At 71.2% G+C, this 21,584-nt stretch carries 15 protein-coding genes; 10 read left to right on the top strand and 5 right to left on the bottom strand.

What is annotated here, in order from left to right; all coding sequences use genetic code 11:
• Window positions 1–19 precede the first annotated feature (19 nt).
• Window positions 20–1,213: an endo-1,4-beta-xylanase gene (locus ACFYPS_RS25380; protein ID WP_387327468.1), complete on the bottom strand. Its 1,194-nt coding sequence runs from the start codon at window positions 1,211–1,213 to the stop codon at window positions 20–22.
• 553 nt (window positions 1,214–1,766) lie between these two features.
• Between ACFYPS_RS25380 and aceB the strand changes: the two genes are divergently transcribed.
• Genes aceB through ACFYPS_RS25355 form a run of 5 tightly spaced genes read left to right on the top strand, consistent with a single transcriptional unit; the run spans window position 1,767 to window position 9,493 of the window.
• Complete coding sequence (gene aceB / locus ACFYPS_RS25375; RefSeq protein ID WP_387327465.1) at window positions 1,767–3,350, top strand: malate synthase A; 1,584 nt, start codon at window positions 1,767–1,769, stop codon at window positions 3,348–3,350.
• Window positions 3,351–3,382: 32 nt separating this feature from the next.
• A complete protein-coding gene (locus ACFYPS_RS25370) occupies window positions 3,383–4,855 on the top strand; it encodes an FAD-linked oxidase C-terminal domain-containing protein (RefSeq protein WP_387327462.1) in 1,473 nt (490 codons plus the stop codon).
• Window positions 4,855–6,141, top strand: a complete 1,287-nt coding sequence (locus ACFYPS_RS25365) for an FAD-binding oxidoreductase (RefSeq protein ID WP_387327459.1) — start codon at window positions 4,855–4,857, stop codon at window positions 6,139–6,141. The genes ACFYPS_RS25370 and ACFYPS_RS25365 overlap by 1 nt, the downstream gene beginning before the upstream one ends.
• The gene (locus ACFYPS_RS25360; RefSeq protein ID WP_387327456.1) at window positions 6,141–7,580 is read left to right on the top strand and encodes a (Fe-S)-binding protein; all 1,440 of its coding nucleotides are present in this window, start codon (window positions 6,141–6,143) and stop codon (window positions 7,578–7,580) included. The genes ACFYPS_RS25365 and ACFYPS_RS25360 overlap by 1 nt, the downstream gene beginning before the upstream one ends.
• A gap of 44 nt (window positions 7,581–7,624) precedes the next feature.
• The gene (locus ACFYPS_RS25355) at window positions 7,625–9,493 is read left to right on the top strand and encodes an L-lactate permease (RefSeq protein ID WP_387327453.1); all 1,869 of its coding nucleotides are present in this window, start codon (window positions 7,625–7,627) and stop codon (window positions 9,491–9,493) included.
• A 55-nt stretch (window positions 9,494–9,548) separates the two neighbouring features.
• On the opposite strand, the gene ACFYPS_RS25350 is transcribed toward ACFYPS_RS25355, so the two are convergent.
• Complete coding sequence (locus ACFYPS_RS25350; protein WP_387327450.1) at window positions 9,549–15,008, bottom strand: carboxyl transferase domain-containing protein; 5,460 nt, start codon at window positions 15,006–15,008, stop codon at window positions 9,549–9,551.
• A gap of 369 nt (window positions 15,009–15,377) precedes the next feature.
• Here ACFYPS_RS25350 and ACFYPS_RS25345 point away from each other — a divergent pair, with 369 nt between their 5' ends.
• The 3 genes from ACFYPS_RS25345 to ACFYPS_RS25335 all read left to right on the top strand — a co-directional run bounded on the left by ACFYPS_RS25345 (window position 15,378) and on the right by ACFYPS_RS25335 (window position 16,923).
• Window positions 15,378–16,118, top strand: a complete 741-nt coding sequence (locus tag ACFYPS_RS25345; RefSeq protein ID WP_387327447.1) for a class I SAM-dependent DNA methyltransferase — start codon at window positions 15,378–15,380, stop codon at window positions 16,116–16,118.
• A 230-nt stretch (window positions 16,119–16,348) separates the two neighbouring features.
• Entirely contained in the window at window positions 16,349–16,471 is a 123-nt protein-coding gene (locus ACFYPS_RS25340) for a ribosomal protein bL36 (protein ID WP_089020301.1), read from the top strand.
• Between the two features lie 32 nt (window positions 16,472–16,503).
• Window positions 16,504–16,923, top strand: coding sequence for a nitroreductase/quinone reductase family protein (locus ACFYPS_RS25335; protein ID WP_387327442.1), 420 nt, complete (start codon window positions 16,504–16,506; stop codon window positions 16,921–16,923).
• Between the two features lie 62 nt (window positions 16,924–16,985).
• Here the strand turns inward: ACFYPS_RS25335 and ACFYPS_RS25330 are convergent, their stop codons facing one another.
• The 3 genes from ACFYPS_RS25330 to ACFYPS_RS25320 form a co-directional block, all read right to left on the bottom strand.
• Window positions 16,986–18,815: an AMP-dependent synthetase/ligase gene (locus ACFYPS_RS25330; RefSeq protein ID WP_387327439.1), complete on the bottom strand. Its 1,830-nt coding sequence runs from the start codon at window positions 18,813–18,815 to the stop codon at window positions 16,986–16,988.
• A 180-nt stretch (window positions 18,816–18,995) separates the two neighbouring features.
• A complete protein-coding gene (locus tag ACFYPS_RS25325) occupies window positions 18,996–19,298 on the bottom strand; it encodes a GNAT family N-acetyltransferase (protein ID WP_354965697.1) in 303 nt (100 codons plus the stop codon).
• A 21-nt stretch (window positions 19,299–19,319) separates the two neighbouring features.
• Window positions 19,320–20,096: a Stf0 family sulfotransferase gene (locus ACFYPS_RS25320; RefSeq protein ID WP_387327436.1), complete on the bottom strand. Its 777-nt coding sequence runs from the start codon at window positions 20,094–20,096 to the stop codon at window positions 19,320–19,322.
• A 198-nt stretch (window positions 20,097–20,294) separates the two neighbouring features.
• On the opposite strand from ACFYPS_RS25320, the gene ACFYPS_RS25315 reads away from it, so the two are divergent.
• Window positions 20,295–20,432 carry a hypothetical protein gene (locus ACFYPS_RS25315; protein ID WP_354965695.1) on the top strand — a complete coding sequence of 46 codons (138 nt, stop codon included), beginning with the start codon at window positions 20,295–20,297 and terminating at the stop codon, window positions 20,430–20,432.
• Between the two features lie 37 nt (window positions 20,433–20,469).
• Complete coding sequence (locus tag ACFYPS_RS25310; RefSeq protein WP_387327432.1) at window positions 20,470–21,513, top strand: fatty acid desaturase family protein; 1,044 nt, start codon at window positions 20,470–20,472, stop codon at window positions 21,511–21,513.
• Window positions 21,514–21,584: the final 71 nt, after the last annotated feature.

Genomic DNA, 21,584 nt, shown 5'->3' with positions numbered 1-21,584 from the left:
GCTCAGCCGAAGCGGTCGGTCAGCGGCGCGGCTTCGGAGTGGTGCGCGGCAGGACGTACGGCGGGCCGGCGAAGATCAGGTCGGACTTCAGCTCGTGGTACGCCCGCTTGGGCTGGTAGTTCTCGTCATAGATGGTGGCCAGGCCCTCTGGCGGGTCGTTGAACCAGCCCGGCACCCAGGAGTGCCGGTCACTGAAGCCCCAGACGGTGTACGACAGGCAGCTGCGCACGGCCAGGCAGGCCTTCATCAGCACACTGAAGTTGGCGGCCGACGCCTGCAACCGGGGGTTGATCTCGGCCGCGTTGCCGGCCCGGACGGCCTCGGTCATCTCGCTGCGGACGTCGACCTCGGTGAACGCGGTGGCGACACCGAGCGCGGTGAACTTCTTCAGCGCGGCGGTCACCTGGAGGGTGTCGTAGTTGCCGTACTGCGTGCCCAGGTGGCCCTGGGAGCCGATGCCGTCGACCGGGACGCCCTGGGCGCGCAACCCCTTGACCATGTCGTAGACGAACTGAGACTTGTCGTCGGCGGGGTTGCCGGAGCCGAACGCCTCGATGTTGTAGTCGTTGTAGAACAGCAGCGCCCGGGGGTCGGCGGCCCGCGCCCAGCGGAACGCGTCGGCGATGTAGCCGGGCCCGAGGTTCTGCGCCCAGAAGCCCTTGTAGTGCAGGGTCGACGGGGTGTCCCAGGGGTCACTGACCGCCTCGTTGACCACATCCCACTGCCAGATCTTGCCCTTGTAGCGGTTGACGACGGTGGTGATGTGCTTGCGCAGCAGCTCGCGCAGCTCCTGCTTGCTGATGGAGCCGTCGGCGACGCCACTGGTCAGCCAGGTGGGCAACTGGTTGTGCCAGACCAGCACGTGGCCGCGCACGCTCTGCTTGTTGCGCCTGGCGAACTCGACGAGTTGGTCGGCCGCCGCCCAGTCGTAGACGCCGCGGGTGGGCTCCAGGCTCTCCCATTTCATCGCGTTCTCCGCGGTGACCGAGGAGAACTCGGAGGCGACCAGCCTGCGGTACTGCGGGTCGTTGGCGTCGTTGAGGGCCGCCATGTCCACCGCGGTGCCGACCTGGAGACCGTGCCGCAGCCCGAGAGCCGCCAGGCTCTGGGCGGTGGGATCGTACGGCCGACTCGCGGTGGCCGGCACCGCGTTCAGTGCCGCGACGGTCGCGACCGCGACCGCGCCGACACTGATCCACCGTCGTTGCTTCATCTGCCTTCCTTTCGGCACCAATCGATCTTTATCGATCATCAGATGGAGGGTGCGGGCATGGTGCTGATGGGCTGGGAGCAGGGTCGGTGTCGGGTGTCCGAGGTCTCGGGCTGACCGTGGTGGCTCCGACAGCTCTTCGGGTGGAGACCCGAAACCTGCCCGAAACGTTAAGGCTGTCGATGGACCCCATCAAGGTCGAACACTTCCGGAAATCCGCCGCGTGACCTGCGAAGTGCTGGTGTCGTTCGGTTCGAAACTTCCGAAGGTTGGTGGCGCTGGCAGATCAACGGGCGGCTCGACCGCAGGTGGGGACCGGCGCGGCCGGCCGATCATGGCGGCGCCGGGCCGGTGTTTCGGGTCGTATCCGCCCCCTCGCCGCCGCACGGTTCGGCCCATCTGCCGCTCGCCGCGCCTGAAGCGCCGTTCGCCGCACCGGGTCGACCGCTCCCGGCGACTGTGTCGTCGCTCAGGCATGGTCCCGTACGGCAAGAACTACAGTCGGCAGGAGCGCGTCCGATCGATCACCACGCATGTCACGGTGAGGAGCGAGTCGATGACCATCCCTGCGGGCGTCGAGGTCACAGGCCCGATGCACCCCCGGTACGACGAGATCCTCACCCCGGAGGCGCTGGCCTTCCTCGCCGATCTGCACCGCGCCTTCGACCCGCGTCGCCGGGACCTGCTCGCCCTGCGACGGCAGCGTGAGGCAGAGCTGGCCGACGGTGGGCTGCTGGACTTTCTGCTGGAGACCCGGGAGATCCGCGAGGCCGACTGGCGGGTCGCCGAGCCGGCACCGGGCCTGGTCGACCGCCGCGTCGAGATCACCGGACCCACCGACGCGAAAATGACCATCAACGCCCTGAACTCCGGCGCGAAGGTGTGGCTGGCCGACCACGAGGACGCCAACACCCCGCTCTGGGAGAACGTCATCTCCGGTCAGCTCAACCTGCGCGACGCCATCGACGGCAAGCTCGCCTTCACGTCCCCCGAGGGCAAGCAGTACGCGTTGCACGACGGCGAACTGGCCACGATCGTGGTACGACCGCGCGGCTGGCACCTCACCGAGAAGCACATCCTCGTCGACGGTGAGCGGACCTCCGGCAGCCTCGTCGACTTCGGGCTCTACTTCTTCCACTGCGCGCGCCGGCAGCTCGACCGCGGCGCCGGGCCCTACTTCTACCTGCCCAAGATGGAGAGCCACCTCGAGGCGCGACTGTGGAACGACGTCTTCCTGGCCGCCCAGGAGAGGCTCGGCATCCCGCGCGGCACCATCCGGGCCACCGTGCTGATCGAGACCTTCCCGGCCGCGTTCGAGATGGACGAGATCCTCTACGAGCTGCGGGAGCACTCCGCCGGGCTGAACGCCGGCCGGTGGGACTACATGTTCAGCGTGATCAAAAAGTTCCGCACCCGGGGCGCGGACTTCCTTCTGCCGGACCGGAACGCGGTGACGATGACCGTGCCGTTCATGCGGGCGTACACCGAACTGCTGGTGCGGACCTGCCACCGACGCGGCGCGCACGCCATCGGGGGGATGGCCGCCTTCATCCCCAGTCGACGCGACCCGCAGGTCAACGAGACCGCCCTGGCGAAGGTCCGCGACGACAAGACCCGCGAGGCCGGCGACGGTTTCGACGGCTCCTGGGTGGCCCACCCCGACCTGGTGCCGATCTGCCGGGAGGTCTTCGACACGGTGCTCGGCGACCGGCCGAACCAGCTCGACCGCACCCGCGAGGACGTACGGGTCGTCGCCGCCGACCTGCTCTCGGTGGGCGCCACCCCCGGCCCGCACAGCGAGACCGGGTTGCGCAACGCGGTCAGCGTCGGGGTGCAGTACCTGGCCAGCTGGCTGCGTGGCTCCGGCGCGGTGGCCATCTTCAACCTGATGGAGGACGCCGCCACGGCGGAGATCTCCCGCAGCCAGGTGTGGCAGTGGCTGCACAACGACCTCACCCTCGACGACACCGGCACCCGGGTCACCCGGGAGTTGGTCGAGCGGATCGCCGACGAGGAGATCGCCAAGCTCCCCGGCGACCCGGGCGACTACACCGCCGCCCGGGCGCTGTTCATGGAGGTCGCCGTCGCCGACGACTTCGCCGACTTCCTCACCGTGCCGGCGTACGAACGGATGCCCTGACCGACGACCGACCCTACGCGCGGAGGTGGGCGATGAGCACAGCCGGAACGGACCTCGAAGCTCTCACCGCCGCGCTGCGAGCCGCCATCGGCGCGGACCGGGTGATCAGCGACCGACAACAGCTGCGCACCTACGAGTGCGACGGGCTGGCCCAGTACAAGGTGGTCCCGGCCCTCGTCGCCCTCCCCGCCGACGCCGCACAGTGCGCCGCCGTGGTCCGCGCCTGCGTCGCCGCCGACACCCCGTTCGTGGCCCGTGGCTCGGGCACCGGGCTCTCCGGGGGCGCGCTGCCGCACGCCGACGGCGTCCTGATCGTCACCTCGCAGATGCGGGAGATCCTGGAGATCGCCCCGTCCGACGAGCGGGCGGTGGTGCAGCCCGGCGTGATCAACCTGGCGGTCACCCGGGCCGCCGCCCCGCACGGCTGGTACTACGCGCCCGACCCGTCCAGCCAACAGATCTGCTCCATTGGCGGGAACGTGGCGGAGAACTCCGGCGGCGCCCACTGCCTCAAGTACGGCTTCACCACCAACCACGTCACCGGCGTCGAGCTGGTCACCCCCGACGGCGACCGGGTACGCCTCGGCGGCCGGGCGCCCGACGCCCCCGGCTACGACCTGCTCGGAGCGTTCGTCGGCTCCGAGGGCACCCTCGGCATCGCCACCGAGGTGACCGTGCGGCTGACCCGGTTGCCCGAGTCGGTGCGCACCCTGCTGGCCGCCTTCGAGAGCACCGACCAGGCGGGCGCGGCGACCTCGGCGATCATCGCGGCGGGAGTGGTGCCGGCGGCGGTGGAGATGATGGACGCGCTCGCCATCTCCGCTGCCGAGGCGGCAGTGCACTGTGGCTACCCGGCCGGCGCCGGCGCGGTGCTCATCGTCGAGCTGGACGGGCCCGACCCGGAGGTGGCCGCCCAGTTCGACCAGGTCGTACAGCTCTGCCGGGACAACCGGGCGTTCGAGATCCGGATCGCCGCCGACGACGCCGAGCGGGCGCTGTTCTGGAAGGGTCGCAAGTCCGCGTTCGCCGCCGTCGGACGGATCAGCCCCGACTACATCGTCCAGGACGGGGTCATTCCGCGCACCGCCCTGCCTGCGGTGCTGCGCCGCATCGGTGAACTCTCCGCCGAACGTGGCATCCGGGTCGCCAACGTCTTTCACGCCGGTGACGGCAACCTGCACCCGCTCGTCCTGTTCGACGCGGGCGTCGACGGGCAGACCGAACGCGCCGAGGAGGTCTCCGGCGCGATCCTCGACCTCTGCGTGAGCCACGGCGGGTCGATCACCGGTGAGCACGGCGTCGGCATGGACAAGGCGAAGTACATGCCGCGCATGTTCACCGACGACGACCTGGACACCATGCAGTTGCTGCGCTGCGCGTTCGACCCGGCCGGTCTGGCGAATCCGGGCAAGGTCTTTCCGACCCCCCGGCTCTGCGGCGAGATCCCCGGTCGACGCAAGGGGGTCCACCCCGCGCAGGAGGCCGGTCTGGCGGAGGCGTTCTGATGCCCGCCGACGCGATCCTCGACCGGCTCCGCGCCGCCGCCACCGAGACCACGACCGACGGCCGGCGCCCGGACGGCTCCGAGTCGGTCCGGCCGGCCGGCGACCACGACGTGATCGCCGGGATGCCCGCGCGCTACGTCGCCACACCCCGCGACACCGCCGGAGCGGCGACCCTGCTGCGGGCGGCCGCCGCCCTCGACCTCGCGGTGACGGTCCGCGGCGCGGCCACGAAGCAGGCGTGGGGAAGCCCGCCCCGGCGACTCGACCTGATCCTCGACACCACGGCGCTGGCCGGGGTGGTCGAGCACGCCGCCGGTGACCTGATCACCGTGGTCCGGGCCGGCACCCGCCTCGACGAGCTGGCTGCCACCCTGGCCGGCGCCCGCCAGCAACTCGCCCTCGACGCGCCGCTGTCCGGCGGCACCGTCGGCGGCGCGGTCGCCACCAACACCAGCGGACCTCGCCGGATGCTCTACGGCACCGTGCGCGACCTGATCATCGGGGTCACCCTGGTCCGCGCCGACGGTGTGGTCGCGCACGCCGGGGGCAAGGTGGTCAAGAACGTCGCCGGCTACGACCTGGCCAAGCTGGTCACCGGCGCGTACGGCACGCTCGGGCTGATCACCGAGTGCGCGTTCCGGCTGCACCCGCTGCCGTCCGCGGTCGCGTACGTCACCCGTCGGACCGACGACCCGGCCGAGGCGGGACGGCTCGCCGGCACCGTGCGCGCCGCGCAGCTCGTGCCCACCGCGCTGGAGGTGGACGCGCCGGCCGGTGGGGGAGCGGTGGTGACGGTGCTGCTGGAGGGCACCGCGGCCGGGGTGGCTGCCCGCGTGGAGGCGACCCGTCGGCTCCTCGGCGGCGACGCCACCGCTTCCGACGAGCCTCCGGACGGTTGGGGCCGGTACCCGTGGCGGGACGGCGACATTGGGCTGAAGCTGACCGCCGCGCTCTCCGGCGTACCGCGGTTGCTGGCCGACGCCCGGGCGGCGGCCGATCGGTGTGGTCTGCCGCTCGCGCTGCGCGGCTCGGCCGGCGTCGGGGTGCTCTACGCCGGGCTGCCCGGCACGGCCGACCCGGAGCGGGTCGCCGGCCTGATCGACGCGCTGCGGACGGCGAGCGCCGCCGTCGCCGGGCACGCCGTGGTGCTCACCGCGCCCCCGCCCGTACGGGACCGCGTGGACCTGTGGGGGCCCGTCGACGGTCTGGCACTGATGCGCCGGGTCAAGGAGCGCTTCGACCCCGATGCCCGGCTCGCGCCCGGCCGATTCGTGGGAGGGATCTGATGTCCATTCCCCGGCAGCCCGACCGTCGGGATCCGGCGGGCGCGGCCCGGTCCGCGGAGACCGCGCCGCTCAGCTCGCCGGGCGGAACCCGCCCGGCAAGTGGGCCCCGCGACGTGCTCGGGCTGGCCGCCCAACCGCCCGGCCAGGGCGCGTTTGACGCGCACCATCCGCCCGCCGCCGAGCTGGTCTCGGACTGTGTGCACTGTGGCTTCTGCCTGCCCGCCTGCCCCACCTACGTGCTGTGGGGCGAGGAGATGGACTCGCCGCGCGGGCGGATCTACCTGATGAAGGAGGGCCTGGAGGGTGAGCCGCTGTCCGACTCGATGGTCACCCACTTCGACCAGTGTCTCGGCTGCATGTCCTGCGTGACCGCCTGCCCGTCCGGTGTCCGCTACGACCGCCTCATCGAAGACACCCGGCAGCAGGTCGAACGCCGGCACCACCGCGGTCCCCGGGAGCGGGCGCTGCGGGCGGCGATCTTCGCGCTCTTCCCGTACCCGCGGCGGCTGCGGCTGTTACGCGGCCCGCTGCGCGCGTACCAGGCCAGTGGAGTGCGCCGTCTGGTCCAGCGGACCGGACTGCTGCCCCGGCTGGCGCCCACCCTGGCGGCGCTGGAGTCCCTGGCCCCCCGGCTCCGCCGGCCGCAACGCCCACCGAAGCGGGTTCCCGCGGTCGGTCCCCGGCGGGCCGTGGTCGGCATGCTCATCGGCTGCGTACAGGGTGCGTTCTTCCCCGAGGTCAATGCCGCCACCGCCCGGGTGCTCGCCGCCGAGGGCTGTGACGTGGTCATTCTGCCCGACCGGCAGGGTTGCTGCGGTGCGCTGAGCGTGCACAACGGGCGCGAGGCGGAGGCGCAGCGCTTCGCCCGCCGGATGCTCGACACGTTCGCCGCCGCCGGCATCGACTTCTTCGTGGTCAACGCGGCGGGCTGCGGCTCCACCCTCAAGGAGTACGGCGACCTGCTCCGGGACGATCCCGGCTACGCGGCGCTCGCCGCCGACTTCGCCGGCAAGGTGCGTGACCTGTCCGAGCTTCTCGACGAGCTGGGTCCGGTCGCCACCCGGCACCCGCTGCCGGTGACCGTCGCCTACCACGACGCCTGCCACCTGGCCCACGCCCAGGGCGTCCGCGCCCAGCCCCGCCGGCTGCTGCGCGACATTCCCGGGTTGGAGCTGCGGGAGATCGCCGACCCGGAGATCTGCTGCGGGTCGGCGGGGATCTGGAACGTGCTCCACCCCGGGCCGGCCGCCGAACTCGGCGACCGCAAGGCCCGCACCGTACTGGCCACCGGGGCGCGGCTGCTCGTCACCGCCAACCCCGGCTGCCTCATGCAGGTCGCCGCCGCGGTGACCCGCGCTGGCGGCGACATCGCGCTGGCCCATACCGCCCAGGTCCTCGACGCCTCCCTCCGCGCCCGTCCGGTGGAGGAGCTGCTGTAGGGCCCCAATTCATCCGCCACCGTCTCCGAGCGTCGAGGTGACCCATGTTCGACCAGTTCACAGTCGTCACCGATCCCGTCAGCGACTCCGTCGCGCTCTCGGCAATCTTCGCCGTCCTGCCTCTGCTCACCCTCTTCGTGCTGCTCGGCGTGCTGAAGGTGCGGGCCTGGCTGGCCGGGCTGATCTCGCTCGCGGTCGCGCTGGTGGTGGCGGTCGCCATCTACGCCATGCCCGTCGGGCAGGCCGTGCTCTCGGCCACCGAGGGCGCCGCCTTCGGCTTCTTCCCGATCCTGTGGATCGTCCTCAACGCGATCTGGGTCTACAACCTCACCGTCGAGAGCGGACACTTCGACGTGTTGCGCCGCTCGTTCGAACGGGTTAGTCCGGACATGCGGATCCAGGCGATCATCATCGCGTTCTGCTTCGGCGCGCTGCTGGAGGCGTTGGCCGGCTTCGGCACGCCGGTCGCCATCACCGTGGTGATGCTGATGGCGCTCGGCTTCCGCCCGATCCACGCGGCCTCGGTGGCGCTGCTGGCCAACACCGCGCCGGTGGCGTTCGGCGCGCTCGCCACCCCGGTCGTCACCCTGGCCACCGTCACCAGTGGCGTCAATGACGACTCCCGGCTCACCGTGGACACCCTCGGCGCGATGGTCGGCCGGCAGACGCCGATCCTCGCGGTGGTCGTACCGCTGCTGCTGGTGGTCCTGGTGGACGGACGGCGCGGTATCCGGCAGACCTGGCCCGCCGCGTTGGTCGCTGGCGTGACCTTCGGCCTGGCGCAGTTCGTCGCCGCGAACTACATCTCCGTGCCGCTGACCGACATCGTCGCGGCGTTGGTCTCGGCCGCCGCCGTCGTGCTGCTGATCCGCGTCTGGCGCCCGGTCACCCCGGCCGACCTGGGCCGCGAGCCGGAGGTGGCGAGCGTGCCGGCCGCCCGGGAGCCCGCCGAGGCCGAGCTTGCCGACCCGGGCGCCGTCCGCGCCACGGCCGGCCGCCGCTCCGGTACGACCACCGCGGCAGTGCCGTCGCTCGATGGCCCGGGCGGCGAGTCGCCGCCGGGGGACCCGTTCGTCTCGGACGACGCGCCGGGGGAGGATCGGCATTGGACGGCGGCCGATGCCGGGGCGGGCCACACCCGAGCGGCCGCTCCGCGGCTCGCCGACACCCCCGCGGAGGTGGCCCGCGCGTACGCGCCCTACCTGATCATCATCGCGATCTTCTCGATCGCCAACCTCGGGGTGGTGAAGGACGTCCTGGCGAAGGAGCCGTGGACGGTGAAGTTCGCCTGGCCGGGCCTGGACATCCTGGGCGGGAACGGCAATCCGCTGTCGTCGGTTACGTACACCCTCAACTGGCTGCCCGCCGCCGGCACACTGATGATCCTCGCCGGGGTGCTCACCGCGTTGGTGCTGCGGGTCTCCGTCGGCCAGGCGCTGCGAGCCTACGGGCGTACCTACGTCGAGCTGCGGTACGCGATCGTCACCGTCATGGCGGTGCTCGCCCTGGCGTACGTGATGAACCAGTCCGGGCAGACCAACACGCTCGGCGCGTTCCTGGCCGCCGCCGGTGGGGCGTTTGTCTTCCTCTCGGCGATCCTCGGCTGGATCGGCGTGGCGGTCACCGGCTCGGACACCTCGGCCAACGCGTTGTTCGGGGCGTTGCAGGTGGAGACGGCGGCGCGGGCCGGGCTGGACCCGGTGCTGCTGGCGGCCGCCAACTCCTCCGGCGGGGTGCTGGGCAAGATGATCAGCCCTCAGAACCTGGCCATTGCCGCCGCCGCGGTCGGCATGGCGGGCCGGGAGGGGGAGATCTTCCGCAAGGTGTTCGGCTGGAGTCTGCTCCTGCTGTTGTTCATGTGTGTGCTGGTCGCGCTCCAGGGCTCGCCGGTCCTCGGCTGGATGGTGCCCTGACCCCCGCCCGGCAGGTGGGGCCGTCCCCCGCGAGGGGACGGCCCGCACCGGCCGGCTAGCGCAGACGGGACTCGATCGCGTCGATGATGCGCGGACGCAGTTCGGCGGCGCGGACCACCGCGTCCACAGAGCCCACCTCGACGGCGCGCTGGATGTTGTGCACGCGGTCGAACTCGGTGGCCACCTCGCCGAGCTTCTCCGCGCGCACCGAGGAGCGCAGCTCGTCGAGCTCCGCGGTCAACGCGGCGCGCTCGGTGCCGGCCGCGGCCGCGACCCGGGCCTCCAGGGCCCGTACGCGAGGGTCGGCCGCCGTGCGGGCGTTGACGTCCCCGGCGAACACCACGGCGGCGGCGGGAGCGCCACCGAGCACCGAGGCGAACGAGCCTTCCAGCGCGAGCACCGTCATGTTCGGGTTCAGCGCCTTCGAGAACACCACGAACGCACCGCCGTGGTACCGCGAGATCACGCAGAAGACGATGGGCCCCCGGAAGTTGACGATCGCCCGGCCGATCTCGGCCCCGTACTCCAGTTGCAGCTTGCGCATCGACTCCGGTGAGCCGTCGAAGCCCGACAGGTTCGCCAGCACCACCAGCGGCCGATTGCCGCTGGCCGCGTTGATCGCCCGCGCGGCCTTCTTCGACGACCGCGGGAACAGGGTGCCCGCGGTGTAGGTGTCCGGGCCGTCGGTGGGCGGGAAGCCGCGCCGCGGCACCGATCGTGACTCGATGCCGAGCAGGCACACCGGGATGCCCCCGAGGTGCACGTCCTGCACCACCGCGGTCTCCGCGTCGGCCATGCCCACCCAGCGTTCCAGCACCGGGTGGTCCTGGTCGGAGAGCGCCCGCATCACCGTTCGGATGTCGAACGGCTTCTTGCGGTCCGGGTTGGACTCGGCGGAGAAGATCTCCCCGACGGTGCTGAACGCGCTGCCCGCCACGTCGTGCGGGAAGGCGGAGATGTCGCGGTCCACCGGGTCGGTGGTGGTCGCCCGCCGGGGCGCGTCCTCGCCGGGCGCGACGTACGTGTGGTCGTAGTGCGACATCAACACGTCCCGCGCGGCGGTCAGGTTCGGCGCCCAGTACTGCGCCTGCCCGTTCGGCCCCATCACCCGGTCGTAGCCGCCGATGCCGAAGTTGTCCTCGGCGGACACGCCACCGGAGAAGTCGAGCGACTGCTTGCCGGTGAGCACCATCGCCGACTCCGGTGTCATCACCAGGACGCCCTTGGTATGCATGAGCATCGTCGCCTCGGCGTTCCAGTACGGCTGCGCGCCGACGTTGATGCCCGCGACGACAATGTTGATCTCACCGCCGGCCTGGGTGAACTCGACGATCCGCTTGAGCGCCGCGGCCACCCAGTCCATGTTCTCCGTACCCGAGGTCATGGAGATCCGGGCTCCGGCGGACAGCGCCCACCACTCCAGCGGCACCCCCATCCGCTCGGCCAGGTCCAGCGCGGCGATCACCCGGCGGCACTCCGGCTCCGACAGTGCGCCCAGCGACTTCGTCGGGTCGCCGAGCAGCACGACCCGGGTGACACCCTGCGGATGCCGCACGGTCGGCGTGGTGACCACCCCGGCGACGATCGCGGCGCCGTTGCGCCCCTTCGGCCGGTCCACCGGCACCAGCGCGTGGTCGTCGTCGAGGTCGTGCTCGACGAAGTCACCGAGCCGGCCGGTCAGCTCGTACGGGTACACCGTGTTGCGGCTGCTCGCGCGCAGCACCTTCAACCGGTACTCGTCGAGCGGCTCGACCGGCTCCACCGGCGGCGCGCCGATGGCCAGCTCCGCGCCGCCCGCCGTGTCGAAGGAGATCCGCACGGCGATCTTGGTCAGCTCGCCGGTACGCCGGTCGCGCTGCCGCGCGATGAACAGGATCTCCTCCAGCCCGGCGCCCGCGGTCGTCGGGCGCACGCGCCCGGCGATCATCTCCATCTCCTCGCGGGTCAGCTCGCTCGGCGGCCAGACGTAGATCACGATCCGGTTGGTGTTGAAGCGTGTCTTCGACGGTCGCCGCGACTGGGCGCGGCGGATCGAGTCGAGGCACGCCGCGACGGCGTCCTCGGTCGTCGGCAACGCGACCAGCCGGCCGTCGTGCTCGCGCAGCTCGGTCAGGTCACGCACCTGCGCGAACGCGACGAGGCGCTCGTCCGCCCGGTTCTCCCGCGCCACGGCCTGGAAGAGGTAGACCTCCTCGTCCGACGACGGCAGCCGGGTCAGGTCGAACTGGTGCAGCCGCTCCAGCTGCATCCGCTGCGCGATGTACGGGTGCAGGCCGCGGATCAGCCGGTCCTCGGTCATCCCTGGGCCGGACGGGCGGAAGGTGAAGTGGTGGTGCATCACCGCTCCGCCGCGACCCGCGACGGTGGTGGTGAGCCGGCGGACCTGGGGCGGCAGCGGGTGCGCGGTGATGACCTCGAGCAGCGCCTCCACCATCGCGTCGAAGTCCTCCGGCTGGTTCTCCCAGCCGAGGTAGATGTCGGCGTCGACGGCGTCCTCGCCACGTGCCAGCTCGGCGAGCCCGCGCAGCGCGCTGCCGAGCGCGTCGAAGCTCACCGCGGCGGAGACCACGCTCGAGTCCGCGCGCTCGGCGACCACGAACGCGCAGCCCGCGACGTCGCTGCTGCGCACGCTGGTGAGCGCCTTGTTGCCGTAGTACCGGCGGGTCAGCACCTCCAGCATCACCGCGTTGTCGAGGTGATCACGGACGAGCCGCTGGCCGAGCAGCCGTACCAGGGGCTCGGTGCTGCGTACCATCTCCGCGATGCGCTCGGTGCGGTCGGCCGCATCCGGGTGCGCGTCCAGGTGCCTCAGGTGCCCACGGACCTCGGCGTAGACGCGGGCGCGGTTGCGGCGCAGCAGCGGCTGGGCGAACCAGGCGAACACCACGCCACGGGCGAGGTCGGCGACCGCGGGGAAGCGGACCTGAGTCGCCGCCACCAGCCGCTCCAGCGCGAGACCGGCGGGCTCGCGCAGCGTCTCGTCCGGCGGGGTCTCCCGCAGCCAGGAGCGCAGCAGCGCCGCGACGACCGCGGCGTCGGCGGTCGCGCGTTGCTGGGCGAGGAAGATCCGGAACACGGCGGCTTCGAGCTGGGGCGAGCGCTCCAGGTCGGTGACGCCGTAGTGCCCGAGCGCCTTCGCGAGCTTGCCCTGGAAGGAATCGGGCAGAGCGGCCCGCTCGACGTCGAGGCTCTGCAGGTAGGTGTGCAAGTACTCGCGGGCGCTGCGGACGTGGGCGCCGCCGTCCTCACCCGTCGGCCGGTTGCGGCTCAGCTCGGTGAGGTCGGCGAACACGTCGACGAGGTCGAGTTCCTCGGCCAGTGGCCGGTGGCCCGCCTCGGTGGCCTCCCGCCGCGCGGTGAGGTAGTCGTCGAGCACGCGACGGTCGTCGTGCGGGTCGACGTCGAAGCCGAGCAGCAGGCCGCGCAGGTCCTCCTGGCCGCGCCGGCTACGCAGGTACGCCGGAACCTCCTCGGCGGTGGCGGGAAGGTCCAGCTCGACGGAGCCGGCCGTCGGGTCGTCCGTGGTCTCGTCGGCGTCGTCGGCGAGGGGCTCCAGCCGCAGCAGGGGCGCGCCGGCCTCCACCTGGCTGCCCACGGAGACCGCGCACTCCTTCAGCCGCGCCTTGAACGGCGCCCGCAGCACCGTCTCCATCTTCATGGCTTCCAGCACCAGCACCGGCGCGCCCGCCTCGACCTCGGCGCCCACCTCCAGCGGCGTGGCGACGACCAGCGCGGGCATGGGGGACCGGACGACGCCGCCCTCGTCGCGGCTGACCCGGTGCGTCACGCCGTCCACCTCGACCAGGTGGGTCGGCCCGTGCGTGCCGGTCAGCAGGCGGTACCGGGCGCCGTTGACGACGATCTGGCCGGTGTGGCGGTCGAACCGGTCGAGTTCGACGTCGGCGGTGCGCACCGCGGCGCCCACCTCGATGCCGACGCGGAACCGGTGCGCGCCGACCCGTGCCACGCGCATGCGGTAGGTGACCCCGCGCAGCTTGAGGTCCAGCGGCCGGCCGCTCTGGTGCTGCACCTGGGGGCGCCCACCGGACGCCGTCGACAGCAGGCGCTGCCGCTCGACGCTCTCCTCCTCCTCGTACGCCTCGATGGCGGCGGCCGCCAACGCGACTCCGGAGTGCCGGTGCGCGACGAGTCGGCCCTCGCCGCGGACACGGTCGATCCAGCCGGTGTCCGCGCTGGCGTCGATCACCTCGGGCTGGTCGAGCAGGTCGAGCACGAAGCTCTTGTTCGTCGCGCCGCCCTCGATGATCACCGTGGTGTTCGCCATCGCCCGGCGCAGCTTGCCGAGCGCCTCGGCACGGTCGCGGCCGTACGCGATGATCTTCGCGATCATCGAGTCGAAGTCGGCCGGGATGGTGTCACCCTCGCTGACGCCGGTGTCCACCCGGATGCCCGGGCCGCTGGGCAGGTCCAGCCGGGCGATGCGGCCCGGCGACGGCGCGAAGTCGCGGTCCGGGTCCTCGGCGTTGAGCCGGGCCTCGATGGCGTGCCCGCGTTCCACCGGTGGCTCGCCGTCGAGCCGGCCGCCCGAGGCGACGTGCAGCTGCGCCTTGACCAGATCGAACCCGGTGGTCAGCTCGGTGATCGGGTGCTCGACCTGAAGCCGGGTGTTGACCTCGAGGAACGCGAACAGTTGATCGCCGGGGTGGTACAGGAACTCGACGGTGGCCGCGCCGCGGTAACCGACCGCCAGGGCGAGCCGCTCGGCCGACGTCTTGAGCTCGGCCGCCTGCGCCGGGCTGAGCACCGGCGACGCCGACTCCTCGATGACCTTCTGGTTGCGTCGCTGGACCGAGCAGTCGCGGACCCCGAGCGCCCAGGCGGTGCCCTGCCCGTCGGCGATCACCTGGACCTCGACGTGCCGGGCCCCGGTGACCAGGCGCTCCAGGAACACGATGCCGCTGCCGAACGCCCGCGCCGCCTCCTGGCTGGTGCGCTCGTACGCGTCGTCGAGCTCCGCCTCGCTGGTGATCACCCGGATTCCGCGCCCGCCGCCGCCCGCGGTCGCCTTCAGCATCAACGGGTAACCGATCTCGGCCGCCGCCGCCCGCGCGGCGGCCAGCGTCTCGACGGCGCCGCGGCTCCACGGCGCGACCGGCACACCGACCTCCTCGGCGATCAGCTTCGAGCCGATCTTGTCACCGAGCTGGCGCATGGCTTCCGCGCTCGGCCCGACGAACGTGACGCCGATCTTCTCGCACAGCTCGGCGAACGCCGGGTCCTCGGCGACGAAGCCCCAGCCGACCCACGCCGCGTCGGCGCCGGTCTCGGTCAGGGCGCGCTCCAGCACCGCGAGATTGAGGTACGGGCGGGTGGACGCCGGACCGAGGTCGTAGGCGATGTCCGCCTCGCGCACGAAGGTGGCGGTACGGTCGACGTCGGTGTACAGGGCGACCGTCTCGATCCGGACGCCGGTCTCCGCGGCCAGCTCTCGGACCGCGTGGATGAGGCGCATGGCTGCCTCACCACGGTTGACGATGGCGACACGGTTGAACACCCGACTGACCCCTTTGGTAGACCATGATCTGCTCGCGGAGAGACGACGGCCCCCGCAGTGATCACCCTTCCGTCTGACGGCTGGCAGCGCCATGACGCAATCACCGAACCACCCGCCCCTCATTTGTAGGAAACCACCAAAAGTTTTTGGCTGCCACGCGGCATCAGGGCGGAGACCCTCGGCGGTGATGGCATTCACGCCGCATCGTGTCCGCGTGATGACTGAGAGTAGGGAGAATGCTCCGGGCCGGGACGCGTGCGTCAGGTCGGCCTGGTCGACGGAGCTGCGGTTTGATCGGCCGGAACACGGGCACGTGCTGCGGGCGCCCGCCCGCCACTGAGCTCGCCACCGCGATTGAGGAGGCACGGTTTGCCGTTCGACGCGAGCGAGTACGGCCGGCACGTGCCGGCCGACGTCTACGACGAGGCCTTCGCGCACCTGGATCCGACGGCGGCGGTCGAGCGGCTCGTGGAACTCGCGGACGGTGGTCCGGTCTGCGAGTTCGGGGTGGGCACCGGTCGGCTGGCACTGCCACTGCAGGAACGCGGTCTGACCGTCGCCGGTGTGGAAGGGTCCCCGGCGATGGCCGCTCGACTGCGGGAGAAGCCGGGTGGGGAACGGATCGAGGTGGCCATCGGCGACTTCGCCGCGACCCGGGCGCCGGGTGAGTTCGCTCTGGTGTTCCTCGCGTTCAACACGATCTTCGCGCTGCCGGACCAGGCCGCGCAGGTCGCGTGCTTCCGCAACGCCGCCGCGCACCTGCGTCCCGGTGGTCGCTTCGTCGTCGAGGCATGGGTGCCGGACCTGGCCGCGTTCCGGGCCGGCGCGGCACTGCGGCCGGTCCGGGTCGCGCAGGACACCGTCATGCTGGAGGCCGCTCTGCTGCACCCGGCGGAGCAGCGGATGACCACCACCAAGATCCGGCTCACCGGGACCGGGGTCGACCTGCTTCCCGCGAACCACCGTTACGCCTGGCCCGCCGAACTCGACCTGATGGCCGAACTGTCGGGCATGGCCCGGGAACACCGGTGGGAGGACTGGGCGGGCCGGCCCTTCACCGACGGCAGTCGCGACCACGTGTCGGTCTACCGACGGCCGGTGACGCCATGAGCCGTACCCGCCCCCACCACCGGTGCTGGCGGCCGCCGACGTGCCGGAGGCGAACCGGCACCGACGCGACGAATGAGCGACGACCCGTCGGGTACGCGAGCGGAGCGATGGCAGAACGACCGTGGCGGACCGAAGCCGCGAAGGGGCGAGTGTCGCATCTCGGGTGAATCGCCCCGCTGGTACCGGATCGTCGGCCGGAACCCGGATACGACCAGGGGAGGGTGACTGCGATGAAGGTCAGGAACTCACTGCGCGGGTTGAAGAACAAGATGAACTCGATCGTGGTACGCCGTCGAGGCAGGACTTTCGTGATCAACAAGGCCGACCGGCGTCAGAAGGCCCGGCAGGGCTGAGGGCGGGTCCTGACGTGTCCTGGCTGGCCGGGATGCCTCGCGCGCTCCAGCAGCGCCTGATCAATCCGATCGTCCGGCGCGCGTGGAACTGGAAACTCCCGATCCCCGGCGATGCCCTGCTGGAGACGACCGGACGGCGTACGGGCCGGCCGCGGTACACCCCGGTGTGTGATGGCCTGGACGGTGACATCTTCTGGCTGGTCTCGCAGCGGGGACGCCGTGCCGACTGGGTGCGAAACGTCGAGGCCGATCCCCGCGTCCGGGTGAAGGTCGGCGGCGGACCACGCGCACGCTGGCGGGCCGGGACGGCGCGGATGGTCGAGGACGATGACCCTCGTGAGCGCCAGCGGATGCTCGGGAGGAGCAGCTTCGTGCGCCGGCTCTGCGTGCGCACCTCGAAGGCGATGAACGCGAGCCCGCTGACGGTACGCATTGATCTGGACTCACCCTGATCCTCGCCGGCGCGGCGGGCCGGAGAGCCCGCCGCCCCGGCGCTTCGGGGCGGGTCGCGGGGTCAGTGGCCGTGGTAGAGGGCGTCGACATCGGCGGCGAAGTGTGACTCGACCACCGCACGCTTGATCTTGAGGGTGGGGGTGAGTTCGCCGTCGTCTTCGGTGAGGTCGCGGGGCAGGATGCGGAACGTTTTGATCCTCTCGGCCCGGGACACCGTCCCGTTGGCCTCATCGACGGCCACCTGGATCTCCCTGCACAGCTCGGGGCTGTCTCGTAGCTCCGCTACCGACGCGCCGGAATGGCCGTGGCCGGCTGCCCACCGCCTCCACTCATGTTGGTCGATGGTGATCAGCGCCGCGACGTACGGCCGGTCATCACCGATCAGGACGCACTGACTGACCAGGGGATGGGCGCGGATGCGTTCCTCGACCGGGGCGGGGGCGAGATTCGTTCCCGCCGCCGTCACGATGATCTCTTTCGTACGGCCGGTGATGCGCAGGTAGCCGTCGTCGTCGAGGCTGCCCTGGTCCCCGGTTCGCAACCACCCGTCCGCGGTGAAGGTGGCCCGGGTCGCGTCGGGATTGTTCCAGTAGCCGGGGAACACCATCTCACCGCGCGTGATGACCTCCGCGTCGTCGGCGATGCGGATCTCCACGCCGGGTATCGGGCGACCGACCGTGCCGATCCGCACCGAGGACGGCAGGTTCAGCGTCAACGCCGGTGACGTCTCGGTCAGCCCGTACCCTTCGAGCGCTGTCAGGCCGGCGCCGCGGAAGAAGTGCCCGAGTCGCTCCCCGAGCGGGGCGCCGCCGACGATCGCGGTGCGGCAGCGGCCGCCCAGCGCGGCACGCAGTTTCCGATAGACGATCACGTCGAACACCGTGCGCGCCAGCCGCAGCAGTCCTCCGGGGCCCCCTGGCGTGTCCATGGCGTGGCTGTAGCGCACCGCGACGGCGTCCGCGATGCTGAACAGCCATTCCTGGCGTGCGTCAGCGGCTTTCTGCCGCGTCTGGGTGTGCATCTTCTCGAACACCCTCGGCACGGCGAGGATGAAGGTGGGGCGGTGCTGCTGTAGTTGCGCGAGTACGCCGGTCATCTCGGAGCTGTGCACCAGGGTGGCGCGGGTCAGCACCATGCCGACCTGGATCAGGCGGGCGAACGCGTGCGCCAACGGCAGGAACAGCACCGTCGACGCTCCCGGATGCAGCAGCTCCGGCAGCACCGCGGTGGCGTTGCCGATGTCGCAGTAGATGTTGCGGTGCGTCAGCACGCAGCCCTTCGGCCGGCCGGTCGTGCCGCTGGTGTAGACGATCGTCGCCATGTCGCTGCCCGTGACCGCCGTACGGCGGACGTCGACCTGGGCGTCGTCGACGGTTTCACCCTGACCGGCCAGCGCGATCAGGTCACCGGCGTCGATCCGCCACACCTGACGCACGGTGGGCAGGTTGTCGCGCAGGCCGGCGAGAATGGCGGCGTGCCTGTTGGCCTCGACCACACACCCCACCGCGCCGGAGTCGGACAGAATCCATTCCATCTGCTCCGGGCTGGACGTGTCGTAGATCGGGACGGTGACGGCCCCGATGGACCACAGCGCGTAGTCGACGAGCGTCCACTCGTAGCGGGTGCGACTCATCAACCCCACCCGGTCACCGTGCCCGATCCCGGCGTCGATGAACCCGCGGGCGAGAGCAAGCACGTCACCGCGGAACTGCGCGCACGTCACGGGCACGTCGCCGTATGCCGATGGCTCCGCCGGCCAGGCCGGGGAGACCGGGGCCGTGCGCAGGAACTGCACCGCGTGGGGATCCTGACGCGCGTTGTCCCACACCATGTCCGCCAGGCCCGGCGAGGCGGCCCCCGTGACCATCGGCGCTACCGACATCTCCCGCACGTTCGCCGCACCCCCTCCACCACCGGCGCCCGCCTGGCAACCGAAGCGGCTACGCGGTCATGATGACGGCACCGGCGGGCACCCCGACGGTGAACGGCGAAACAGTCCCGCCCGTGGCGTGACGACGCCCCGGGCACGGCTTACCGCCTGGACTGGTCGACCGGTCAGGCTGGTGAACCGCTATTTGACCTTCCGAGTCGATCGGGCCACGATGCCCTCGTACTCGGGGTGCTTGACCAGCCATTCGCTGAGGAACGGGCAGAGCGGAACGACGGTCCGGCCCTTGGCCCGCGCGTCGTCCATCACCGCACGCGCCAGGGTCGACCCGACGCCCCTGCCCTCGAACTCCGGGTCGACCTCGGTGTGGGTGTAGACGATGATGGTGCCGGTCAGCTGGTAGGTGACCACCCCGGCGACCACGCCCGCCTCGTCGCGCGCCTCGAATCGCTCCCGCGTCGGCGCGTCTGTCACGGTGAACTGCACCGGCCCATCCAACCACGCTGGTCAGCTGACCTGCCCGACACCCGACCGGGCCCGGTATCGGTGGATCCACTCACGGTTGAGGTCGTCGGCCTGACGCTGGTGTTGGGGCACGACAGCGCGTCCGGCCGGCATGTCCAGGCCGAGGAAATGCAGGATCCCGCGCGTGACGGCGACCATGTCCTCATCGAGGTCCTCGTAGCGGACGACGTGGGGCCGCACGCCGGTCGCGGAGAACCACGCCTGCCATTCGGCGTTGTGATCGTCGATCGTCTGGATGAGGCCGTCGATTCCTTCCCTATCGAAAGTCGGCTCCTTTCCGGTGCGGTCGCCACCACTGATCTCGCTGTTGCCGTCGATGTACCAGACCTGGGTCTGCTCGGCCCGCAGCCAGGACACCGCCTGCGCCAGCACGTCGTCACGCCGCAGATACACGAACCGGGTACGCCCGAATGCCCGCTCCAGCAACGCGACATCCTGGCCGGCGAGGTCGGGGTGGACCATGCCGAGCTTGTCGACCACCTCGTCGAGCGTGCCCCACATCAGCTTCGCGCCGAACACACCGTTGTCGGTACGTCCGGCGTCACGTGCCGCGCGTACGTAGGCGGCGTAGTCGAAGCCGCCGTCAGCGGTGCGGGGAAGCAGCCACCGCTCGGCCCACAACGCCTCGTCCGGAGCGCGAAAGTATGCCTGCGGGTGGCCGGCGACGCCCGTGGACTCCAGTAACCCCAGGAGCAGCGAACTGCCGGTGCGCGGGGTACCGCAGATTAAGTAGGAATCAACTCGATCGGCAGTGGTCATCGACACAGCGTGAGGTAACCGCGTCGTCGGCTGGCGCACAAGGGATTTTCCGACCTGTTGCTTCCACCTCGTCACGGCCCTCTCTGGCGCAATCCGCCCAATCCCTTCCGACCGGCAGGCTCGTCAGGCGAAACTGGCAGTACGGGAAGCCAGCCGGCGGGGCCGGCCCGAGGGGAGCGCGCCGTGACATCAGGATCGATGAGCCAACGAATCAAGGGCCTGCTCAACAGCCCACGCGGGCGTGACCTGATGCAGAGGGGTCGCCGCCAGGCGGCCAAGCCCAGCACGCAACAGAAGCTTCAACAGCTCATGGCCCGCCTGACCGGCCGCCGTTGAGAAACCTGGCGGACCAGGGGCCAGCGGAGCTGTGTTCATGAGCGACACCAGTCTCGGCGTCGACCGCCAACGAGGCAGTGACTACGCCGACCTGTCCCGGCAGGTCCGCGCAGCGGGTCTGCTCGAGCGGCGGCGAGGCCACTACGCCGTGCGTATCAGTCTTGTCGTCGGTTCCTTCGTGGGGCTGTGGACGCTGTTCGGGCGACTCGGTCAGTCGTGGTGGCAGCTTGGGGTGGCGGTGGCCCTCGCGGTGGTGATCGCCCAGGCCGGGTTCATCGGTCACGATGCCGGGCACCGGCAGATAGGCCGCTCGCGCCGGGCGAACGACCTGATCGGCATCGTGCACGGCAACCTCCTGACCGGGATCAGCTACGGCTGGTGGGTGGACAAACACAACCGGCACCACGCCCACCCGAACACCGAAGGCATGGACCCCGACATCAGCGTGGCGCCCCTGTCATTCACCACCGACCAGGTCCGGCGACGGCGCGGCCTTGGCGCACTGTTCGTCCGTCATCAGGCGTACCTCTTCTTTCCACTACTTCTGCTGGAGGGCCTGCACCTGCACGCCATCAGCCTGCGGGTTGTCCTCGGCCCGCGCCGCCTGGCGCGTCGACCCGCAGAGGCGGGGCTGCTGGTCCTGCATCTGGGCGGCTACCTCGCCGCCGTGTTCCTGGTCCTGAGTCCCGCGCAGGCGGTCGCGTTCATCCTCGTCAACCAGGGCGTGCTGGGCCTCTACCTCGGCTGCTCCTTCGCCCCCAACCACAAGGGCATGCCGATCCTCGGCGCCGAGGACAACCTCGACTACCTGCGGCGGCAGGTCGTCACCTCGCGCAACGTCCGCGGCGGAAGGTTCCTGGACACCGTGTTCGGCGGCCTGAACTACCAGATCGAACATCACCTGTTCCCGAACATGCCGTGCCCCAACCTGCGTCGCGCCGGGCCATTGGTCCAGCGGTTCTGCGCCAAGCACGACATCGACTACCACGAAACCAGTCTGGGCCGCTCCTGGGCGGAGGGGCTGCGCCATCTGCGGGAGGTCGGCAACCCCGACCCGCGAACCGACGTCGCGGTGCGCTGAGGAGCCACAGCGCCCTCGCGGGAGCTGGGTGGCCATCGACGCCGCCGCCTGCGGTGACGGCACGTGAAGCG

Source organism: Micromonospora sp. NPDC005087, assembly GCF_042872965.1.
Taxonomy (GTDB): Bacteria; Actinomycetota; Actinomycetes; order Mycobacteriales; family Micromonosporaceae; genus Micromonospora.
Note: the sequence above shows the minus strand (reverse complement) of the source record. Positions and strands in the feature narration are given on the sequence as shown.